At 68.1% G+C, this 16,152-nt stretch carries 13 protein-coding genes; 6 read left to right on the top strand and 7 right to left on the bottom strand.

What is annotated here, in order from left to right; all coding sequences use genetic code 11:
• Positions 1 to 2: 2 nt before the first annotated feature.
• Positions 3 to 245 carry a hypothetical protein gene (locus tag M0L44_RS02170; protein WP_252767961.1) on the bottom strand — a complete coding sequence of 81 codons (243 nt, stop codon included), beginning with the start codon at positions 243 to 245 and terminating at the stop codon, positions 3 to 5.
• A gap of 245 nt (positions 246 to 490) precedes the next feature.
• Here M0L44_RS02170 and M0L44_RS02165 point away from each other — a divergent pair, with 245 nt between their 5' ends.
• Entirely contained in the window at positions 491 to 1,207 is a 717-nt protein-coding gene (locus M0L44_RS02165; RefSeq protein WP_252767960.1) for a Crp/Fnr family transcriptional regulator, read from the top strand.
• Positions 1,208 to 1,529: 322 nt separating this feature from the next.
• The gene (locus M0L44_RS02160) at positions 1,530 to 2,348 is read left to right on the top strand and encodes a GGDEF domain-containing protein (RefSeq protein ID WP_252767959.1); all 819 of its coding nucleotides are present in this window, start codon (positions 1,530 to 1,532) and stop codon (positions 2,346 to 2,348) included.
• Between the two features lie 20 nt (positions 2,349 to 2,368).
• Here the strand turns inward: M0L44_RS02160 and M0L44_RS02155 are convergent, their stop codons facing one another.
• The 5 genes from M0L44_RS02155 to M0L44_RS02135 all read right to left on the bottom strand — a co-directional run bounded on the left by M0L44_RS02155 (position 2,369) and on the right by M0L44_RS02135 (position 7,576).
• Positions 2,369 to 2,992, bottom strand: a complete 624-nt coding sequence (locus M0L44_RS02155; protein ID WP_252767958.1) for a PAS domain S-box protein — start codon at positions 2,990 to 2,992, stop codon at positions 2,369 to 2,371.
• Positions 2,993 to 3,028: 36 nt separating this feature from the next.
• Positions 3,029 to 5,602, bottom strand: a complete 2,574-nt coding sequence (locus M0L44_RS02150; protein ID WP_252767957.1) for a chemotaxis protein CheB — start codon at positions 5,600 to 5,602, stop codon at positions 3,029 to 3,031.
• A 66-nt stretch (positions 5,603 to 5,668) separates the two neighbouring features.
• Positions 5,669 to 6,358: a phosphatase PAP2 family protein gene (locus M0L44_RS02145; protein ID WP_252767956.1), complete on the bottom strand. Its 690-nt coding sequence runs from the start codon at positions 6,356 to 6,358 to the stop codon at positions 5,669 to 5,671.
• Between the two features lie 193 nt (positions 6,359 to 6,551).
• The gene (locus tag M0L44_RS02140) at positions 6,552 to 6,779 is read right to left on the bottom strand and encodes a hypothetical protein (protein ID WP_252767955.1); all 228 of its coding nucleotides are present in this window, start codon (positions 6,777 to 6,779) and stop codon (positions 6,552 to 6,554) included.
• 155 nt (positions 6,780 to 6,934) lie between these two features.
• A complete protein-coding gene (locus M0L44_RS02135) occupies positions 6,935 to 7,576 on the bottom strand; it encodes a LysE family translocator (RefSeq protein WP_252767954.1) in 642 nt (213 codons plus the stop codon).
• Between the two features lie 87 nt (positions 7,577 to 7,663).
• On the opposite strand from M0L44_RS02135, the gene M0L44_RS02130 reads away from it, so the two are divergent.
• From M0L44_RS02130 to M0L44_RS02120, 3 genes are all read left to right on the top strand, one after another.
• Complete coding sequence (locus tag M0L44_RS02130) at positions 7,664 to 8,158, top strand: Lrp/AsnC family transcriptional regulator (protein ID WP_252767953.1); 495 nt, start codon at positions 7,664 to 7,666, stop codon at positions 8,156 to 8,158.
• A 134-nt stretch (positions 8,159 to 8,292) separates the two neighbouring features.
• Positions 8,293 to 10,542 carry a M1 family metallopeptidase gene (locus tag M0L44_RS02125; RefSeq protein WP_252767952.1) on the top strand — a complete coding sequence of 750 codons (2,250 nt, stop codon included), beginning with the start codon at positions 8,293 to 8,295 and terminating at the stop codon, positions 10,540 to 10,542.
• Positions 10,543 to 10,544: 2 nt separating this feature from the next.
• The gene (locus M0L44_RS02120; protein WP_252767951.1) at positions 10,545 to 11,462 is read left to right on the top strand and encodes a hypothetical protein; all 918 of its coding nucleotides are present in this window, start codon (positions 10,545 to 10,547) and stop codon (positions 11,460 to 11,462) included.
• Between the two features lie 24 nt (positions 11,463 to 11,486).
• Here M0L44_RS02120 and M0L44_RS22055 read toward each other — a convergent pair whose 3' ends face one another.
• On the bottom strand, positions 11,487 to 13,013 hold the full coding sequence (locus M0L44_RS22055) for a methyl-accepting chemotaxis protein (RefSeq protein WP_290429027.1): 1,527 nt from the start codon (positions 13,011 to 13,013) through the stop codon (positions 11,487 to 11,489).
• A gap of 551 nt (positions 13,014 to 13,564) precedes the next feature.
• On the opposite strand from M0L44_RS22055, the gene M0L44_RS02105 reads away from it, so the two are divergent.
• Positions 13,565 to 16,105: a 2-oxoglutarate dehydrogenase E1 component gene (locus M0L44_RS02105; protein ID WP_252767950.1), complete on the top strand. Its 2,541-nt coding sequence runs from the start codon at positions 13,565 to 13,567 to the stop codon at positions 16,103 to 16,105.
• Positions 16,106 to 16,152 lie beyond the last annotated feature (47 nt).

Raw genomic sequence — 16,152 nt, 5'->3', positions numbered from 1 at the left:
CGTCAGAGGACGGACAGCAAGGCCGCCACCAGCAGCACCAGCACCAGCGCGCTGGTGACGATGCGCGCCAGCATGAAGCCGCCCAGCACCCCGGCGCCGTGGCGCAGCGTGAACAGGCGGTGGTTTCTGTGCCGGCAGCGGGCCAGGTGCTCGCCGAGCTCGCTGAGCTCGCGCGGCGAGGCCTCGGCGCTGTCGCCGAAGGACGAAGTGAGCCAGTGCATTCCGGAGGTGGCCTGGTGGTTCATGATCAACTCCGCCCGCCTGGCGTGGCCGCCACACGGAAATGGGACACAGGGAGCAAAGAGGGAGTGCCAGGGCCTTGACCGACCAACACCCGCTGTGGCTCACGATAGGCGCTGCCCCCCGCGCGATCTGTGCGCTGCCGCACGCAGATGGCGCGTATAGTGAGCCAGAAGAGAGCGCATGGTCCTCGCTTCTACGCGGGTGTTCTGTCGGTGCGCCGCAACCGTAGGTATCCTGGAGAACCCCCATGGCTCTGGTCTTCGCCTGCGAGCAAAACCACCTGCTCTCGCGCCTGGCCCCGGCAGAAAAGGCCCGCTGGTTGCCGCACCTGGAGTCGGTCGACCTGCCCCTGGGGATGGCACTTTACGAACCCGGGCGCACCCTGAGCCATGTGTACTTCCCGACCACGGCCATCGTCTCCATTCTTTATGTGACGGAGACCGGGGCCTCGGCCGAGATCGCCATGGTGGGCAACGAGGGCCTGGTGGGCATCTCGCTGTTCATGGGGGGCGACTCCACACCCAGCCGCGGTGTGGTTCAGAGCGCCGGCCAGGGCCTTCGCCTGCGCGCGCAGCTGCTCAAGGAAGAGTTCGAGCGGGCGGGCTCCGTGATGCACCTGATGCTGCGCTACACCCAGGCCCTGATCACGCAGATGTCGCAGACGGCCGTCTGCAACCGCCACCACTCGCTGGACCAGCAGCTGTGCCGCTGGCTGCTGCTGAGCCTGGATCGCCTGCCGGGCCCCGAACTGGTGATGACGCAGGAGCTGATCGCCAACATGCTGGGGGTGCGGCGCGAAGGTGTGACCGAGGCTGCCTTGAAGCTCCAGTCGGCTGGCCTGATCCGCTATGCGCGGGGACACATCACCGTGCTGGACCGGCCCGGCCTGGAGGCGCGGACCTGCGAGTGTTATGCGGTGGTCAAGCGCGAGTACGACCGTCTGCTGAATCCCAGCGTTCGCTAGCGCACAGAAAGCACCCGCCATGGCTGACCATACTGCAGCGGTCGGCAAGGCGGATCTCAGAGATGCTCGGAGCCGCCCTGCCGTTCAGCCAGAGAGACACCATGAGCAAGCCACAGCGCGGCAACAAGGAAGCCAAGAAGCCCAAGAAGGCACCCCCGCCCGCACCCCCGGCAGGAGGTGCTGCAGCGCCCCCCCGACAGAAGTCTTGAAGCCCTTGCGGGCAGGGTTGCGCGGGCTGACTTTGACGGGGAGACGGCCGATGGGGCACACCATGTGGCAAAGCCATCCGGTCCAGGGGCGCAAAGGCCTGAGAGGGGCCCGCATGGGCGCCTCGGACCGCATGAAGGCGCCATCAACGACAGCGCATCTGGACACTCTGTTCGGCAGCGTCACCGCGCAGCTGGAGGGGCTGGTGCTCCCCCGCAAGACCGGCACGGCGATCGCCCACAACACCTCGCGCCATCGCACCGAGTTGGTGGAGTGCGTGCAGACCATGGGCCAGCTGTATCAGATGCTGATGCAGGAACTGGCTCGCTCGCGGGAGTTGGAGCGGCATGTCCTGGAGACCCAGGCGACGCTGGACCGGATCCATGCGGAACTGACCGGCACCCGCGACGGGGAGCGGCACGCCCGGCATCTGGCCTTGCATGACAGCCTGACTCAGCTGCCCAACCGGCGCTTTTTCGTCGAGCGACTCGAACAGGCGCTGGCCCAGCGTGACGCGCATCCGGGTGCGCTGGCCGTGCTGTTCCTGGACCTCGACGCCTTCAAGCCCATCAACGACGCCCATGGCCACCATGTGGGTGACGAGTTGCTGCAGATCGTGGGCGCCCGGCTGGGCCGTCTGCTCCGCTCCGGCGACATGGTCAGCCGCCTGGGCGGGGATGAATTCGCCTGCCTGTGCGATGGCATGTCCAGCCGCGAGCAGATCGGTCACCTGGCCGACAAGCTGTTCGACGCCGTGGCGGCCCCGATGCAGATCGGCACGCTGAATCTGTCGGTGCGCCCGAGCATCGGCATCGCCCTGTGCCCGCAGGATGGCCGCAGTGTGGACGAGTTGCTGCGGCATGCCGACACTGCCATGTACCGGGCCAAGCGTGACCAGTGCCGCCACGCCTTCTTCGACGGACCGGGCGGCTGAGCCGCCCAGCGCCCGCTGGATCACCTTCCGGCCTGGTGCGCGGGATCGGTGGCGGACTCTTCGCAGAAGGTCGCCAGGAACAACGCTTCGTCGGGCAGCGGGCCGAGGGACACCCTGAAGGTCTGTGCCGTGCCGCTGCGGGGTTGCAATGTCAGCGTGGCCGCCGCCACGGGCGGATCGCGATCACGGCAGGCGGCGATCAGCGCGCGCATCGTCTGCCCACCCTGCGGGGACAGAAAGCTGTCCATCGCCTGGCCACAGGCATCGTCCTGATCGAGGCCCAGCGCGCGGGCGGCCATCCGGTTGAGCTCGTGCACGAGCAGGTTCTGGTCAAGGGTGAAGCAGGCCACCGGCTGGTGGTCGTAGCGCTGTGCCTGCTGCGCCAGCGCCAGCTCCAGCGCCTGCCGGGACTCTCGCAGTTCCTCGGCCTGGAGCTCCAGTTCGACCTGATGCACCTGCAACTCATGCAGCAGGGCCAGCGCGTCGGCCGCCCTCTCCGGCGTGGAGGCCAGCGCATGGAGCACCGACAGCGCATCGAACCCGATGCTGACCGACGCCTTGGGGCTGGCCCTGCCGTCCAGGCGCAACGCTGCGCGCAATCGCAGGTCTGCAGGAGGCGTCTCTGTGGATTCGATGTGTGCCATGGAACGGCTCCCGCCGCATGACGGCTCAATCCCACTCTACTCCTTGCGCAGGCGGGACTCCAGCGCTTTGGCAGTGGTGATGTCGACGAAAGTGATCACCGCGCCCTGGATCACGTTGGACAGGGTGCGGTACGGCATGATGCGCACCGAAAACCATTGGCCGTCCGTGGTTGCGATCTGCTTTTCCGTGAAGGCCAGGGTGCGCAGCGTCTCCTTCACATCGGCGTACAGCTCGGGGTAGATCAGGGTGCTGGCCAGTTCACTGAGCGGCCGCCCGACATCGCCTTCACGCAGGTGGATGACGCGCGTGATCTGCTCGGTGAAGCGCCGCACGTTCAACTCGTTGTCCAGGAACAGCGTGGCGATGTCCGTGCTGTTGAGCAGGTTCTGCATGTCGCTCTGCGCCAGCGCCAGGTCGTCGAGCTTGGCCTGCAGCTCGCCGTTGATGGTCTGCAGTTCCTCGTTCATGGACTGCGCTTCCTCCTTGGCGGTGGTCAGCTCCTCGTTGGCCGACTGCAGCTCCTCGTTGGTCGACTGCAGTTCCTCGTTGGCGGCCTGCAGCTCCTCCTGCGAGGCAAGCATCTCCTGGCGCAGGGCGCGGATCTCCTCGCGCGAGCGGATCAGCTCTTCGCTGACCGCGGCATCCACCCCCTGCGCGGCCCGGGCGCGGCGGCTGCGTGCCGTCTGCGCCGGCAGGGCGTCGCGGAAGGCGATCATCACCATGCCTTCGAGCGCCCTGGGGTGGGCCAGGGGGCGCACGGTGATGTCGACCAAGACGGTGTCTTCATCGTCGATCTTGAGCCCCTGCAGCTCGACCGGACTGCGCGCCTGCAAGGCGCTGCGCAGGGCCACCGACAGCTGGGCCCGGATGCCGGGACGTGCCATCACATGGATGTTCCAGTTCGCCTTGCCGGCCGCCGGCTCCAGGTAGCGGCCGGTGCGGCCGTTGATGTAGACGATGTCGCCGGACTCGTTGACCAGCACGGCCGCGGGCGAGAAGAGCTGCAGCACCACCTGGTCCGCCAGGGACTGCAGGTTGACGGGAAGGGTGTAGGGGTGGATCAGACTCGTCTCCTGGGCGGCCATCTTGGCCACCGGTCGGCGGTGGGTGGGGAACAGGGCCGCGCCGATCACGCCCCCGCGCAGGTTGCGCGAGTAGATCCGCGACTTCGGGTGCAGTGGCGTGAACAGGGCCTGGGATCGGCCCACGGTCTCAGACTCGCCCAGCAGCAGCACACCGCCGGGGCGCAGGCTGTAGTGGAACAGCGCCACCAGCCGATGCTGGAGCGGGGCGCTGAAGTAGATCATCAGGTTGCGGCAGGACAGCAGATCCAGGCGGGTGAACGGCGGATCCAGGATCACGTCATGCTGGGCGAACAACACGGTCTCGCGGATGCGCGGGCTGATCAGGTAGCCACCGGCGTGCTGGGTGAAGAAGCGGGCCAGCCGCTGTGGCGGGACATCGTGCGCGATAGCGGCCGGGTACTGCCCGGCCCGGGCAAAGGCGATTGCGTCGGCGCTGAGGTCGGTGGCGAAGATCTGCAGCGTGAAGTCGCTGAACTCGGGCCGTGACTCGATCACCTCGGCGAAGACCATCGCCAGCGAGTAGGCCTCCTCCCCGGTGGAGCAGCCCGCCACCCAGACACGCAGCTGCCGGTCATCGGCGCCCCTTTGCGCCAGCAGTGGCGGCAGCACGGCGTCCGTCAGCTCCTGCCACACCTGCGGGTCGCGAAAGAAGGCGGTGACACCAATCAGGACCTCGTTGAACAGCAGGTCGATCTCCTGCGGGTTCTGCCGCAGAAAGCCCTCGTAGGCCACCATGCTGGCCAGACCATGGACCGCCATGCGGCGCGCGATGCGCCGCAGCAGCGTGTTCGACTTGTAGAGCGTGAGGTCGTGGCGGGTGTGCTCCTGCACCAGGGCCAGGATGGTCGCCAGCGGGGCCGCGTCGGCAGCCGCCACGGCCTCTTCGCTGACCCCTGCCTCGGCGGGCCCGGCAAGGGGCGGCGCGCGGGTCAGCGCCACGATGCGGGCGGGCATGTCGCCGGGGACGGCCACGATGTCGACGCAACCGGCGGCGATGGCGTTGCGGGGCATGGCGTCGAACTGGGCTGAATCAGGCTGCTGTGCCAGTGTCAGGCCGCCCTGGCTCTTGATGGCCTGCAGGCCCAGGGTGCCGTCCTCACCCATGCCGGACAGCACGACACCCACGGCCCGTGCGCCGCGTTCGCGGGCCATGGAGCTGAACAGCACATCGACAGGCAGCCGCCGGCCACGCGGCTGAGTCGGCAGGGCTGGGCACAGGTGGTTGCCACTGACCCTCAGCTCGGCGTTGGGCGCAATCACATAGACCACGTTCGGCTGGATGTCCTGCGCGGACTGCACTTCCCGCACGGGCATGGCCGTGCAGCGCTGCAGCAGTTCGCTGAGCATGCCCTTGTGGGTGGGGTCCAGGTGCTGCACCACCACATAGGCCAGACCGCTGGCGGGCGGCACCTGGGCCAGGAACTGCTCCATCGCCGCCAGCCCCCCTGCGGACGCGCCGATGCCGACGATGCCGATGGGGGCTGCGGTGGCAGGCGGGGATTCGGCAAGGGGCGGCTCAGACATGCCCGATTATGGAAGCGGGCGCGGCGCGCTTTGGATCATCAGCTCCTGGGCGTGCCTCAGGCGCCCTCAGGCCAGATCGGTCTCGCCCGCCGGGGGCCAGGATCGCGGGGGCAGATGCGCCTTGGGTGCCGCGTGCAGGTGGGCGCGGGTGTAGGGGTGCTCCCGGCCCGACAGGGCCAGGGACAGGCGGACCACCAGTGAATGGGTGACCGGCGGCGGCGCCCAGGCCACGCCGGCAGCCAGCCACAGGGTCAGGCCCAGCGGGGCCAGGCCCACCGCGGTGCGCAGCGCCGGCTGGGCGGGCCAGCGTGCTGGCAGCGCGGCCACCACCCAGGCAGCCAGGGCGCCACCCAGCACAAAGCCGGCGATGGCTTCCGACACGGAATGGGCGCCCACCTCCACCCGCGAGACGGCAATCAGCACAGCCAGCCCGGTGCCCAGCACGGCGCCGGCCCAGCGCCCACGGCCGATCAAGGCCAGTGCGCAGATGGCCAGCAGTGGAATGTCCACGCCGGCCGCATACATGGAGTGGCCAGAGAAACCGGTGAAGTCCAGTGAAGCGATGCCCAGCCCGAAGCCCAGGAAGGCGACCTTGCTGATGGTGGTCACCAGCGTGCCCAGGCCCAAGGCCAGCGCCCAGCGCAGGGCGGCGGCGCGGCTGTCCTGCCGCTGCGCCAGCAGCAGCAGGGCCAGGCCGGCGGCGGGCAGCAGGATCTGGGCTTCGCCCAGACGGGTGATCAAGAGCCAGAGGGTCATCGGGGCGGGATCGCGATATTGCACCGCATCATAGCGATGGCCGGGGACGGGGGCAGATGAAAAAAGGCCCCGCCGAGGCGGGGCCGAATATTGGAGGAGTCAGTGGCTCGAAAGCCATTCCCTTAACGCAGGGAACACGCGATGCGTTGACGGGCTCCCCGGGGTCGCCGGTCGGCCCGCCCGCGGCATGGGGTCAGGTGTTGGCGATGCGCTTGCCGACGATGTGGATGACCTGCACCGGCACCTCGGCGGTGTTGGCCAGGGCCATCGGCGTGGCGGCGGCCTGGGCCAGTTGCACGTCGCGGACCTGGTGGTCGGCGATGCGGGAGACGCCCCCCAGCAGGGTCAGGCAGGTCACGAACGCCAGGCCCAGCAGGCCAGCGCGGGTGGAGGCGGTCGAGGCGGTGAAGGCGGTGTTCATGGTATGGCTCCTGGGGTTGGCGGCGGTGCCGTCGTGTTGCGTTGGAGTGGACTGTAGGGAGCCCCTTCCAGCGCCGCCATGCGCTTGCGACGAAGCGCGCCAGGGCGTGGATGAACGGTGACCGGCGCCGATGAATGGGCCGGCCCCCCAGGCCTTCAGCCGAGGCCGAGCCCGTTGACCGCGGCCTGCGCCAGGGCCCACAAGGCGATGGCGCCCAGTAGCGCGCCGGAGACGCGGTTGATCCGCTGCCGCCAGACGGTGTCCAGCCGGTGGCGCAGCCGGCCCACGGTCCAGGTCAGCAGCCACCACCACAGGGCCGAGCCCAGGCCCACGCCGGTCACCATCCACAGCGGTGACAGCGGTCGCACCGTGCCGCCAGCCAGGGCGCTGAACACGGCCAGGAAGGAGAAGATGGTGGCCGGGTTGGACAGGGTCAGCAGGAAGGTGCCCCCGAAGTTGCGCAGCAGGTCACCCCCGGTGGCCAGTTCGGCGGCACGCTCGGCCACCGGCTGGCGCCAGGTGCGCCAGGCCATCCAGCCCAGCACCCCGCCACCCAGCAGGGACAGCGGTCCGCGCAGGCTCACCAGGGTGCCGATGACCAGTTGCACGCCGAAGGCCCCCAGGGCGCCATAGCAGGCATCGGCCGCGGCGGCGCCCAGGCCGGTGGCCAAGCCGGCGCGGGGTCCCTGGGCCAGGGTGCGCTGGATGGTCAGCAGCCCGATCGGCCCCACGGGGGCGGCGATCGACAGGCCCACGAGCATGGCCTGGCCAAAGAGCAGCAGCGAAGCGGTGTCCATGCTGGGATGGTAGGGGCCAGTCCCCGAGCGCTCCAGTGGCAAGATAAGGTGAGAAGCTGAATTGACTTGCGATTTTTCAGGGGAAGCATGGCCAATACCGAAACTGCTCCGGGCATTCAGCTCGATGACAAGGCCTGGGCCCTGCTGCAGGTCCTGCAAGCCGATGGGCGGGCGCCGCTGAAGGTGCTGGCCGAGGCGGCGGGCTTGTCGCTGCCGGCCACGGCCGAACGGCTCAAGCGCCTGCAGGAGGCCGGGGTGATCCGCGGCGTGCAGGCGGTGCTGGAACCGGCGACCCTGGGCTATGGGGTGCAGGCCATCGTGGGCATCCATGTGCCGCAGCCGGGCAAGCGAGCCCTGCTGGACACCCTGCGGGCGCTGCCCGAGGTGCTGGAATGCCACCACGTCAGCGGCGCGGATTCCTACCTGATGACGGTGGTGGCGCGCAGCCTGCAGGATCTGGAGCGGCTGCTGGCCCGGATCAATGGCTTTGGCGAAACCCGCACCTCCATCGTCTTTTCCACGCCCATTGCCCGCCGGGGCCTGCAGCCGCCCCGGATCTGGCGAGACGAGGAGGCCGGCTGAAACGCCGAAGCTCGACCCTCAGCGACATTTTGAGGATGACTCACCCCCTCGAACTGGGGGGTGGGGCTTGTGCCCGGCTTGCTGGAGGCCGGCCCCACCTATCATCCGCCGATTGTTGTAAACCGTGACCGCAGATGCTGGGCAAGACCAAAGCACTTCTGGGGCTGGGCGCCGTGCTGGCGCTGGCCCTGGGCGGGGGACTCTGGTGGTCCTCTTCCCACGGCGACGACAGGCAGGCCACCAGCCTCGCCTCCGCCGCGCCGACGATCCACCCGAACGGGGCTCTGCCGCCGTCGCCCGACGGCATCGCGCTGGCCCTGCCCCACGCGGCGGCCGTGCGTGAGCCCAGTGCGCCGGGCGCCTGGGGCGGCCCGCGTCAGGGCACCGAGCCCACGCTGTCCGACCGGGTGGTGAACTACCAGATCGAGGCCAAGCTCGACCCCGACAAGCACACGGTCGACGGCCGCCAGAAGCTGACCTGGCGCAACCGCTCGGACCGCCCCGTGCAGTCGGTCTATCTGCACCTGTACCTCAACGCCTTTGAGGGCGAGGGCAGCACCTTCATGACCGAGCGCCGGCAGGGCTTTTCCTTCCGCAGCGCGGTGGACGTGGAGGACGACGACTGGGGCTACACCGAGCTGCGCAAGGTGCAGCAGGGCGGTCAGGCTGTGCCCTGGCGCTTCGTGCAGCCCGACGGCGGCCCCGCCACCGACCACACCGTCGTGCGGCTGGACCTGCCGCAGGCGGTGGGCCCGGGCGCCAGCACCACGCTGGACATTGACTTCTTCGACAAGCTGCCGCGCGTGCTGGCCCGCACCGGCTACTTCGGCAGCTTCCACCTGGTGGGCCAGTGGTTCCCCAAGATCGCGGTGCTGGAGCTGCCCGGCGAGCGTGGCGCCAAGGAAGTGCGCTGGAACGCCCACGAATTCCATCTGCACAGCGAGTTCTACGCCGACTACGGCCTCTTCGATGTCAAGATCGACGTGCCGCAGGACGTGACGGTGGGCGCCGTCGGCGAGCTTCAGGGCGAGCCGGTGGTGCAGGGCGGGCGCAAGACCTACCATTTCGTGCAGGGCGATGTGCATGACTTCGCCTGGACGGCCGACCGCCGCACCGCCAAGCCGTTGACCGCGCAATGGACCGGCCCGGGCAGCCCGCCGGTGACGGTGACCGTGCTCTACCCGCCCGAATACCAGGCCAACGCCCAGCCGGTGCTGCAGGCCACGCTGGATTCGCTGACCTACTTCTCGCAGACGCTGGGGCCCTACCCCTACCGGACCGTGACGGCGGTGATTCCGCCCTTCAACGCGGAGGAGGCCGGGGGCATGGAGTACCCCACCTTCTTCACTGCCAGCAGCTACGCCCATGCCGAGCCGGGCACCTGGAACGCCTACGACCTGGACTTCGTGACCATCCACGAGTTCGGCCACGGTTACTTCTACGGCCTCCTGGGCTCCAACGAGTTCGAGGAGCCCATGCTGGACGAGGGCCTCAACGAGTACTGGGACCTGCGCATGATCCGCGACCGGGGCCAGAAGATCCCGGTCACCCGCCAGCGCCTGCGGGCCCTGGGCTGGGCGCCAGAGATCGCCGTCTTCGACATGGAGCGCATGTTCAGCGTGATGGGGCGCGCCACCGACGCCATCGGCGCCAATGCCTGGGACCGCTACAGCAGCGAAGGCTATGGCAGCGTCTATGGCCGCACCGCCACGGTGATGCGCGACCTGGAAGCCACGCTGGGCAAGCCCGTGATCGAGAAGGCCTTCAAGGTCTATTACGCGCGCTGGAAGTACCGCCACCCGGCCATTGGCGATCTGCAGGCCGTGCTGTCCGAGGTCTCGGGGCGGCCCGAGGTGGTCAACCGCCTCTTCGAGCAGCAGGTCTATGCGGTGCGCAAGCTCGACGACAAGGTCGATTCGCTCACCAGCGAGGAGATGCTGCCCGACGCCGGCTGGCGCCAGGTGAACGGCCGTTGGACCCTGCGCCGTAGCGAGGATGTGGATCGCGAAGTGCAGGCGCAGCGCGCCGCCTGGACCAAGGCCCATCCCAAGGCCCAGGCCGGCGAGGGGCCCTTCCCCTGGAAGACGACGGTGATGCTGCGCCGGGACGGCGTGGCCGTGCCGCAGACGGTGAAGGTGCGCTTTGCCGACGGCAGCACCGAGAAGATCACCTGGGATGGCGAGCAACCCTGGCAGCGGATCAGTTGGATCCGGCCCAGCCAGGCCGTCTCGGTGGAGATCGACCCGGAAGGCCGCAACCGCCTGGACACCAAGCTGATCGACAACAGCTGGCGCCTGGAGGCCGATGGCCGCGCCGCCCGCCGCTGGGCCCATGAGATCACGGGTCTGGCCCAAACCCTCTTTGCCTTGGTGAGCACGCTGTGACCGTGTCCTTGACGCTCCATATCGCGGGTGATCTGCCCGCCGTGCCCCGCATGGGCTGGTTCGGCCAGATGGGCCGCGCGCTGCGCCGGATGGCCCAGTGGCGGCTGCTGCTGGCCTGGTGGGCGGTGCTGACCGTGCCCGCGATCGTGGTGGGGCTGCCAGTCTGGCAGGCCCTGTCCCGCCAACTGGACCATTCGCTGCTGGCGCCGGCCCTGGCCAGGGGCATTGACCTGTCGCTGCTGGCGGAGGCTCTGGGCCAGGTCTTCCTGGCGCCCAGCCTGGTGCCTGTGCCGGTGCTGGGCGCTTTTGGCCTGGTCTGGACCCTGCTGTTCACGCCCTGGCTGACCGCCATGGCCGGCGTGGCGGTCCGTCAGCCCACCCGCTTGCGCTGGAATGAGCTGCTGCGCGCCGGTCTGGCCGACTATGGCCGCATGGGCCGTGCGCTGGTTTGGAGCCTGCTGCTGCTGGCGCTGGCCATGGCCCTGGGCAATGGGCTGACCCACCTGGCTGAGCGGCGTGGCGAGCACATGGTGCTGGAGTCCGACGCCCTGTTCTGGGAGCGGCTGGCGCAGGGCCTGACCTGGTTCCTGGCACTGCTGGCCCTGGCCAGCGCGGAAGCGGGTCGGGCGCTGCTGGTGCTGGAGCCGCGCCGCCGGTCGGCAGTGCTGGCCTGGTGGCGGGGCTTGCGCATGCTGGGCCGCGACCGGGGCCGGGTGCTGGGACTCTTTCTCGGGCTGGGCCTGCTGGCCGCCGTGGGGCTGGCCCTGTGCACCGGCCTGCGCTGGCGCCTGGCCGGTCTGCCCACCGGCGGCCTGGCCCTGGCCTGGCTGCTGGGCCAGGCGGGCCTGCTGCTGGTGGTGTGGGTGCGCTGCGCGCGCCTGTGTGCGGTGGTGGACGCGGGGCGGATGGCGCGCCCGTGACGGCACTCGCCACGGGACGGCCTCTCAGAGTACGAAGGATTGCACGAGCTGGTTGAGCTGGTGGGCCTGATCTTCCAGGGACCGTGCCGCCGCGGTGCTCTGTTCCACCATCGCGGCGTTCTTCTGGGTCGAGTCGTCCATCTCGGTGATGGCGACATTGACCTGCTCCACGCCGGTGCTCTGTTCGCGGGCCGAGCCACTGATCTCGGTCACCAGCGTGGTGACCTGCTGGATGCCGGAGACCACCTGCTGCATGGTCTGGCCGGCGCCGGCCACCATGCGGGTGCCTTCGTCCACCTGGGTGGCTGAGGCGTCGATCAGGGATTTGATCTCCTTGGCCGCCTGGGCACTGCGCTGGGCCAGGCTGCGCACCTCGCCCGCCACGACGGCAAAACCGCGGCCCTGTTCACCGGCCCGGGCCGCCTCCACAGCCGCGTTGAGCGCCAGGATGTTGGTCTGGAAGGCGATACCGTCGATCACGCTGATGATTTCCACCACGCGCTTGGAGGATTCGGCGATGTTGCTCATGGTGCTGACCACCTCGCCCATGACTTCACCGCCACGGCTGGCCACGGTCGATGCGGAGACCGCGGACTGCTTGGCCTGACCGGCACTGTCGGCGCTCAGACGGATGGCCGAGGTCAGTTGCTCCATTGCGGAGGCCGTCTCCTCCAACGCGCTGGCCTGCTGTTCGGTGCGGGTCGAGAGGTCCTGGTTGCCTTGGGCCACCTCGCGTGCGGCCACGGTGATGGATTCCGCGCTCTGGCGCACCTGGGTGACGATCCGATGCAGGCCTGCGACCATGCTTTGCAGGGCTTGGGTGAGTCGGCCGACTTCGTCCTGTCCCACCGCATTCAGTCGTGCGGTCAGGTTGCCGGAGGCCACCTGTTCGGCCAGCGTGATGGCCTGCTGAATGGGACGGGTGATGGACCGGGTGATATAGATGGCCACCGTCACGGCCAAACCCATCAGCACCACGGCTGTCACCAGCATCAGGCTTCGGAAGGTGCTCACCTGCTGCTGGGCATTGTTGGCACTTTCCTGCATCTTCTGGGCTTGCAGCGCGACCATCTTGTCGATCAATGCGTAGTACTTGGCCTGCGGTGCGGGGAGTTCCTCCGCATAGGTCGCCATCGCCTCTTCGTGGGCGCCCTGCTTTTGCAGATCAAACACCTTGCGCACCACGACTCCATAGGCCTTTCGGGCTTCGCCCTGCTCGGCATAGAGGGCCTTCTCCTCATCCGAGTGGAGTGCGTTTTCCAGCTTGCTCAGGTTCTCCCCGTTCAGTTTTTTCAAGCTGGCATATTCGTCAAGAAGTTTCTTGATCTTGTCTGGATTGCTGCTGAGAAGAATTTTGCCGAGGGTGAGGGCGCCGCGATCGCCGACAGCCTTGATGTCGTTGCTCAGTGAGATCTGTGCGTACCGTTGGCTGAGCAGGTCGTTCATGGCATCCGAGGTGCGGCTGAGCACCGAGGTGGCACTGAACATCACGATCAGCATCAGACCGATGATGAGGGCAAATGCAAGCCCCAGGCGAGTTCCGATTTTCATGTTGGCAAAGCGCATTCTTTCTCCCAATCAAGGTTTGGTATCTGCCGAATCTGGAAACTGAACTTCCGGCCGCCGCTGGACAGGGGTAAGTCTGAGGAGATGCGCCACACAAACCCCGGGCCTGCGACTGTCGCGGTTGTCTTTGTGTTGTCGGCAGTATCGACTGTTTGCCCAGTGGCTTAAGCCAAAAAGTGGACGGTTTGCGCCCCCGGAAATTCGAAATCGGCGCTGATGAGCGGCCACCTTGAGCAAGGAACGGGCCGCCTTACTCTGTCAGAGTTGACAGGGTGTTCGTCGCCGATCTTGGTGAATCCTTGACAGACCTGCCGGGTGAATATTTACAGAATCAACACCGACGCACTGAATTCACCGGGAATGGGTTCGGGGGTGAGGAGACAAGAAAAAACGCAGACCGTAGGAAATTCCTTCCATCTGTTCAGGAAGTATTTATGTCGACCTCCTCATCCTCATTTTCTGAGTCCCTTCTGCCGCAGGGATGGACCGCTTATGTCCCCCCGCCTCAGGGCACGCAGACCCCTCATGCCTTGCCCATGCAGGCGCCGGCCAAGGCCGTGCGTGACTTCGCCGAAGGGCACCGACAGCGTGGGCATTCCAGCGCCCGGGTCGATCCGCTGGGTCTGTCGGCCCGCGCGGATCACCGGACGCTGCGCCCCCAGTTGTTCGGCCTCTACCCCCATCAGGCCCTCTCGGCCGACGATGCCGAGCGCTACGGCGTGCCGGATGTGGAGGGGCTGGATGCGCGGCTCAAGGCCATCTATTGCGGTGATCTGGCCCTGGATTGCAGTGCCGTGCGGGATGCGGCGCGTGCCGCGTGGTGCTTCGAAGCGTTCGAAGCGGGTATGGCCGAGCCGATGCAGCCCTCCGTGATCAGCAGGGCGTTGCTTGACCGCCTGGTTGCGGCACAGGCCTGGGAGGAACGGGTGGCCGAGCAGCATCCTCATGGCAAGCGCTTCTCCCTGGAAGGCTGTGAGTCTCTGATTCCCCTGGTGGACCTGTTGTTGGCTGGTGCCGCGCAGCAGGGCGTGGATCAGGTGGTGCTGGGCATGCCCCACCGGGGGCGGGTGAACCTGCTGGTCAATGTGATGGGCCTGCCCGCCCAGGAGGTCTTGGGCTACTTCGCGGGGGTCGATCAGGCAGGCTGGCCGCAGGACCTGGTCTATCACCTGGGGCGCCGACATGTCGTGGAGACCGCTGAGGGCAAGGTCGACGTGACCCTGGCTTTCAATCCATCCCATTTGCAGAGCGTCTTTCCGGTGGTCAGCGGCATGGCGCATGCTGCCCGTTCGTCAGCGGGGGAAGACGGGCCAGGCGCCCTGCTGATCGCCTTGCACGGCGACGCAGCCTTTGCCGGCCAGGGGGTGGTGATGGAAACCCTGCACCTGACCCGTCACCCTGGCTACGACATCGGCGGCACGGTGCACATCGTGATCAACAACCAGGTGGGTTTCACCGCGCCGCACCCCATGGACGGTGCGCAGCATCGCTACTGCACCGACATCGCCCGCATGGTGGACGCACCGGTGCTGCGGGTGAACGCCGATGCCCCCGATCAACTGGACCGTGCCGTCGGCTTTGCCCTGGCCTATCGGGCCCGGTTCAAGGCCGATGTACTCATCGACCTGGTGGGCTACCGACGGCATGGCCATTCCGAGCACGATGTCCAGGAGCTCACCCGCCCGCAGATGGCGCAGCGGACACTGGAGCGGCCCGGCGTGGTGCAGGCCTATGTGGAGCGGGCGGTGCGCGCCGGCGTCGCGTCCCGGGAGGCGCTGGTGCAGTGCGTAGACCGTGCCAGGGCGGCGGCGTTGGCAAGCTGGGGTCGCAGCGCGTCCGACCACCAGAGCCTGGTCGGCGCCTGCCAGGCGGCCGCACCACAGCTGCCCACCCGCGCGGGTTTGCCCGCGCTGGACCAACTCCAGGGTTGGTTGCGGTCCATGGCTGCCCTGCCGGCAGACTTTCGACCACATGCCAAGGTGGAGGATCTGCGCCAGCGCTGGCTGCGTGCCGCCGGGGACGAGGCCGCTCCGGTGGACTGGTGCCTGGCGGAAAACCTGGCCTATGCCTCCCTGCTGGCTGTGGGAGTGCCGGTGCGGATTTCGGGCATGGATGTGCAGCGCGGAACCTTCTTCCACCGGCATGCCGTCTGGCACGACCAGACCAACTCGCGCACGCATGTACCGCTGCAACAGCTCGGCTCAGGCGCAGCCAGCCTGACCGTGGTGAACTCGCCGCTCGCGGAGGAGGCGGTGCTGGGCTTCGAATATGGACGCAGCGTGCAGGACACGTGCACCCTGGCGCTGTGGGAGGCCCAGTTCGGCGATTTCGTCAACGAGGCCCAGGTCTATCTGGACCAGTACCTGAGCTCGGGCGAGGCGAAATGGGGACAGACCGCGGCGCTGGGGGTCTTGCTGCCGCACGGCTACGAGGGCAATGGGCCAGAGCACTCCACCGGCTATCTCAGCCGCTTTCTGCTGCTGTGCGGGGACGACAACCTGCGCGTGGTCTGTCCTTCCACGGCCGTGCAATGGTTTCATCTGCTGCGGCAGCAGGCCCTGGACCCCGTGCGCAAGCCGCTCATCGCGCTGACCCCCAAGGGCAGCCTGTACGCGGAGGCGGCATCCCACGGCGACCTGCAGGCCTTGTGCCGCGGCGGCTTTGCCCCTCTGCTGGGCGATGACCGGGCGTGGCCCGCCGAACAGGTGCGTCGCGTCGTGCTGAGCAGTGGCAAGCTGCACTACGACCTGGCCTGCGGACGCGAGGAACTCCAGGCCCACGAGGTTGCCCTGTGGCGGCTGGAGCAGTTCTATCCCTTCCCGCGCTTGGCCTTGACGGCGCTGCTGGCCGCCCATCCCCAGGTGAAGGAACTGGTGTGGGCGCAGGAAGAGCATCTCAACCAGGGGGCGTGGTCGGGCATCCGCGATGAGCTGACCCTGGCCTGCCGGGCGCGAGGTATCCGCGTGCGCTGCGTGTCCCGTGTGGCCAACGCCGCGGGTGCGACCGCGTCCATGGAACTGCACCGCTGCGAGCAGCGCGAACTGGTGTTGGGCGCGCTCAGCAGTGCAGGTGTCTGAGGCCACAGGGGCCGCCCGTCCATGAACGAAGAAGGCCGCCCTCGGGC

Origin of the sequence: Ideonella oryzae (genome assembly GCF_024055665.1) — a bacterium.
GTDB lineage: Bacteria > Pseudomonadota > Gammaproteobacteria > Burkholderiales > Burkholderiaceae_C > Ideonella > Ideonella oryzae.
The sequence above is the reverse complement of the archived record's forward strand: the minus strand, read 5'-3'. Positions and strand labels throughout refer to the sequence as shown.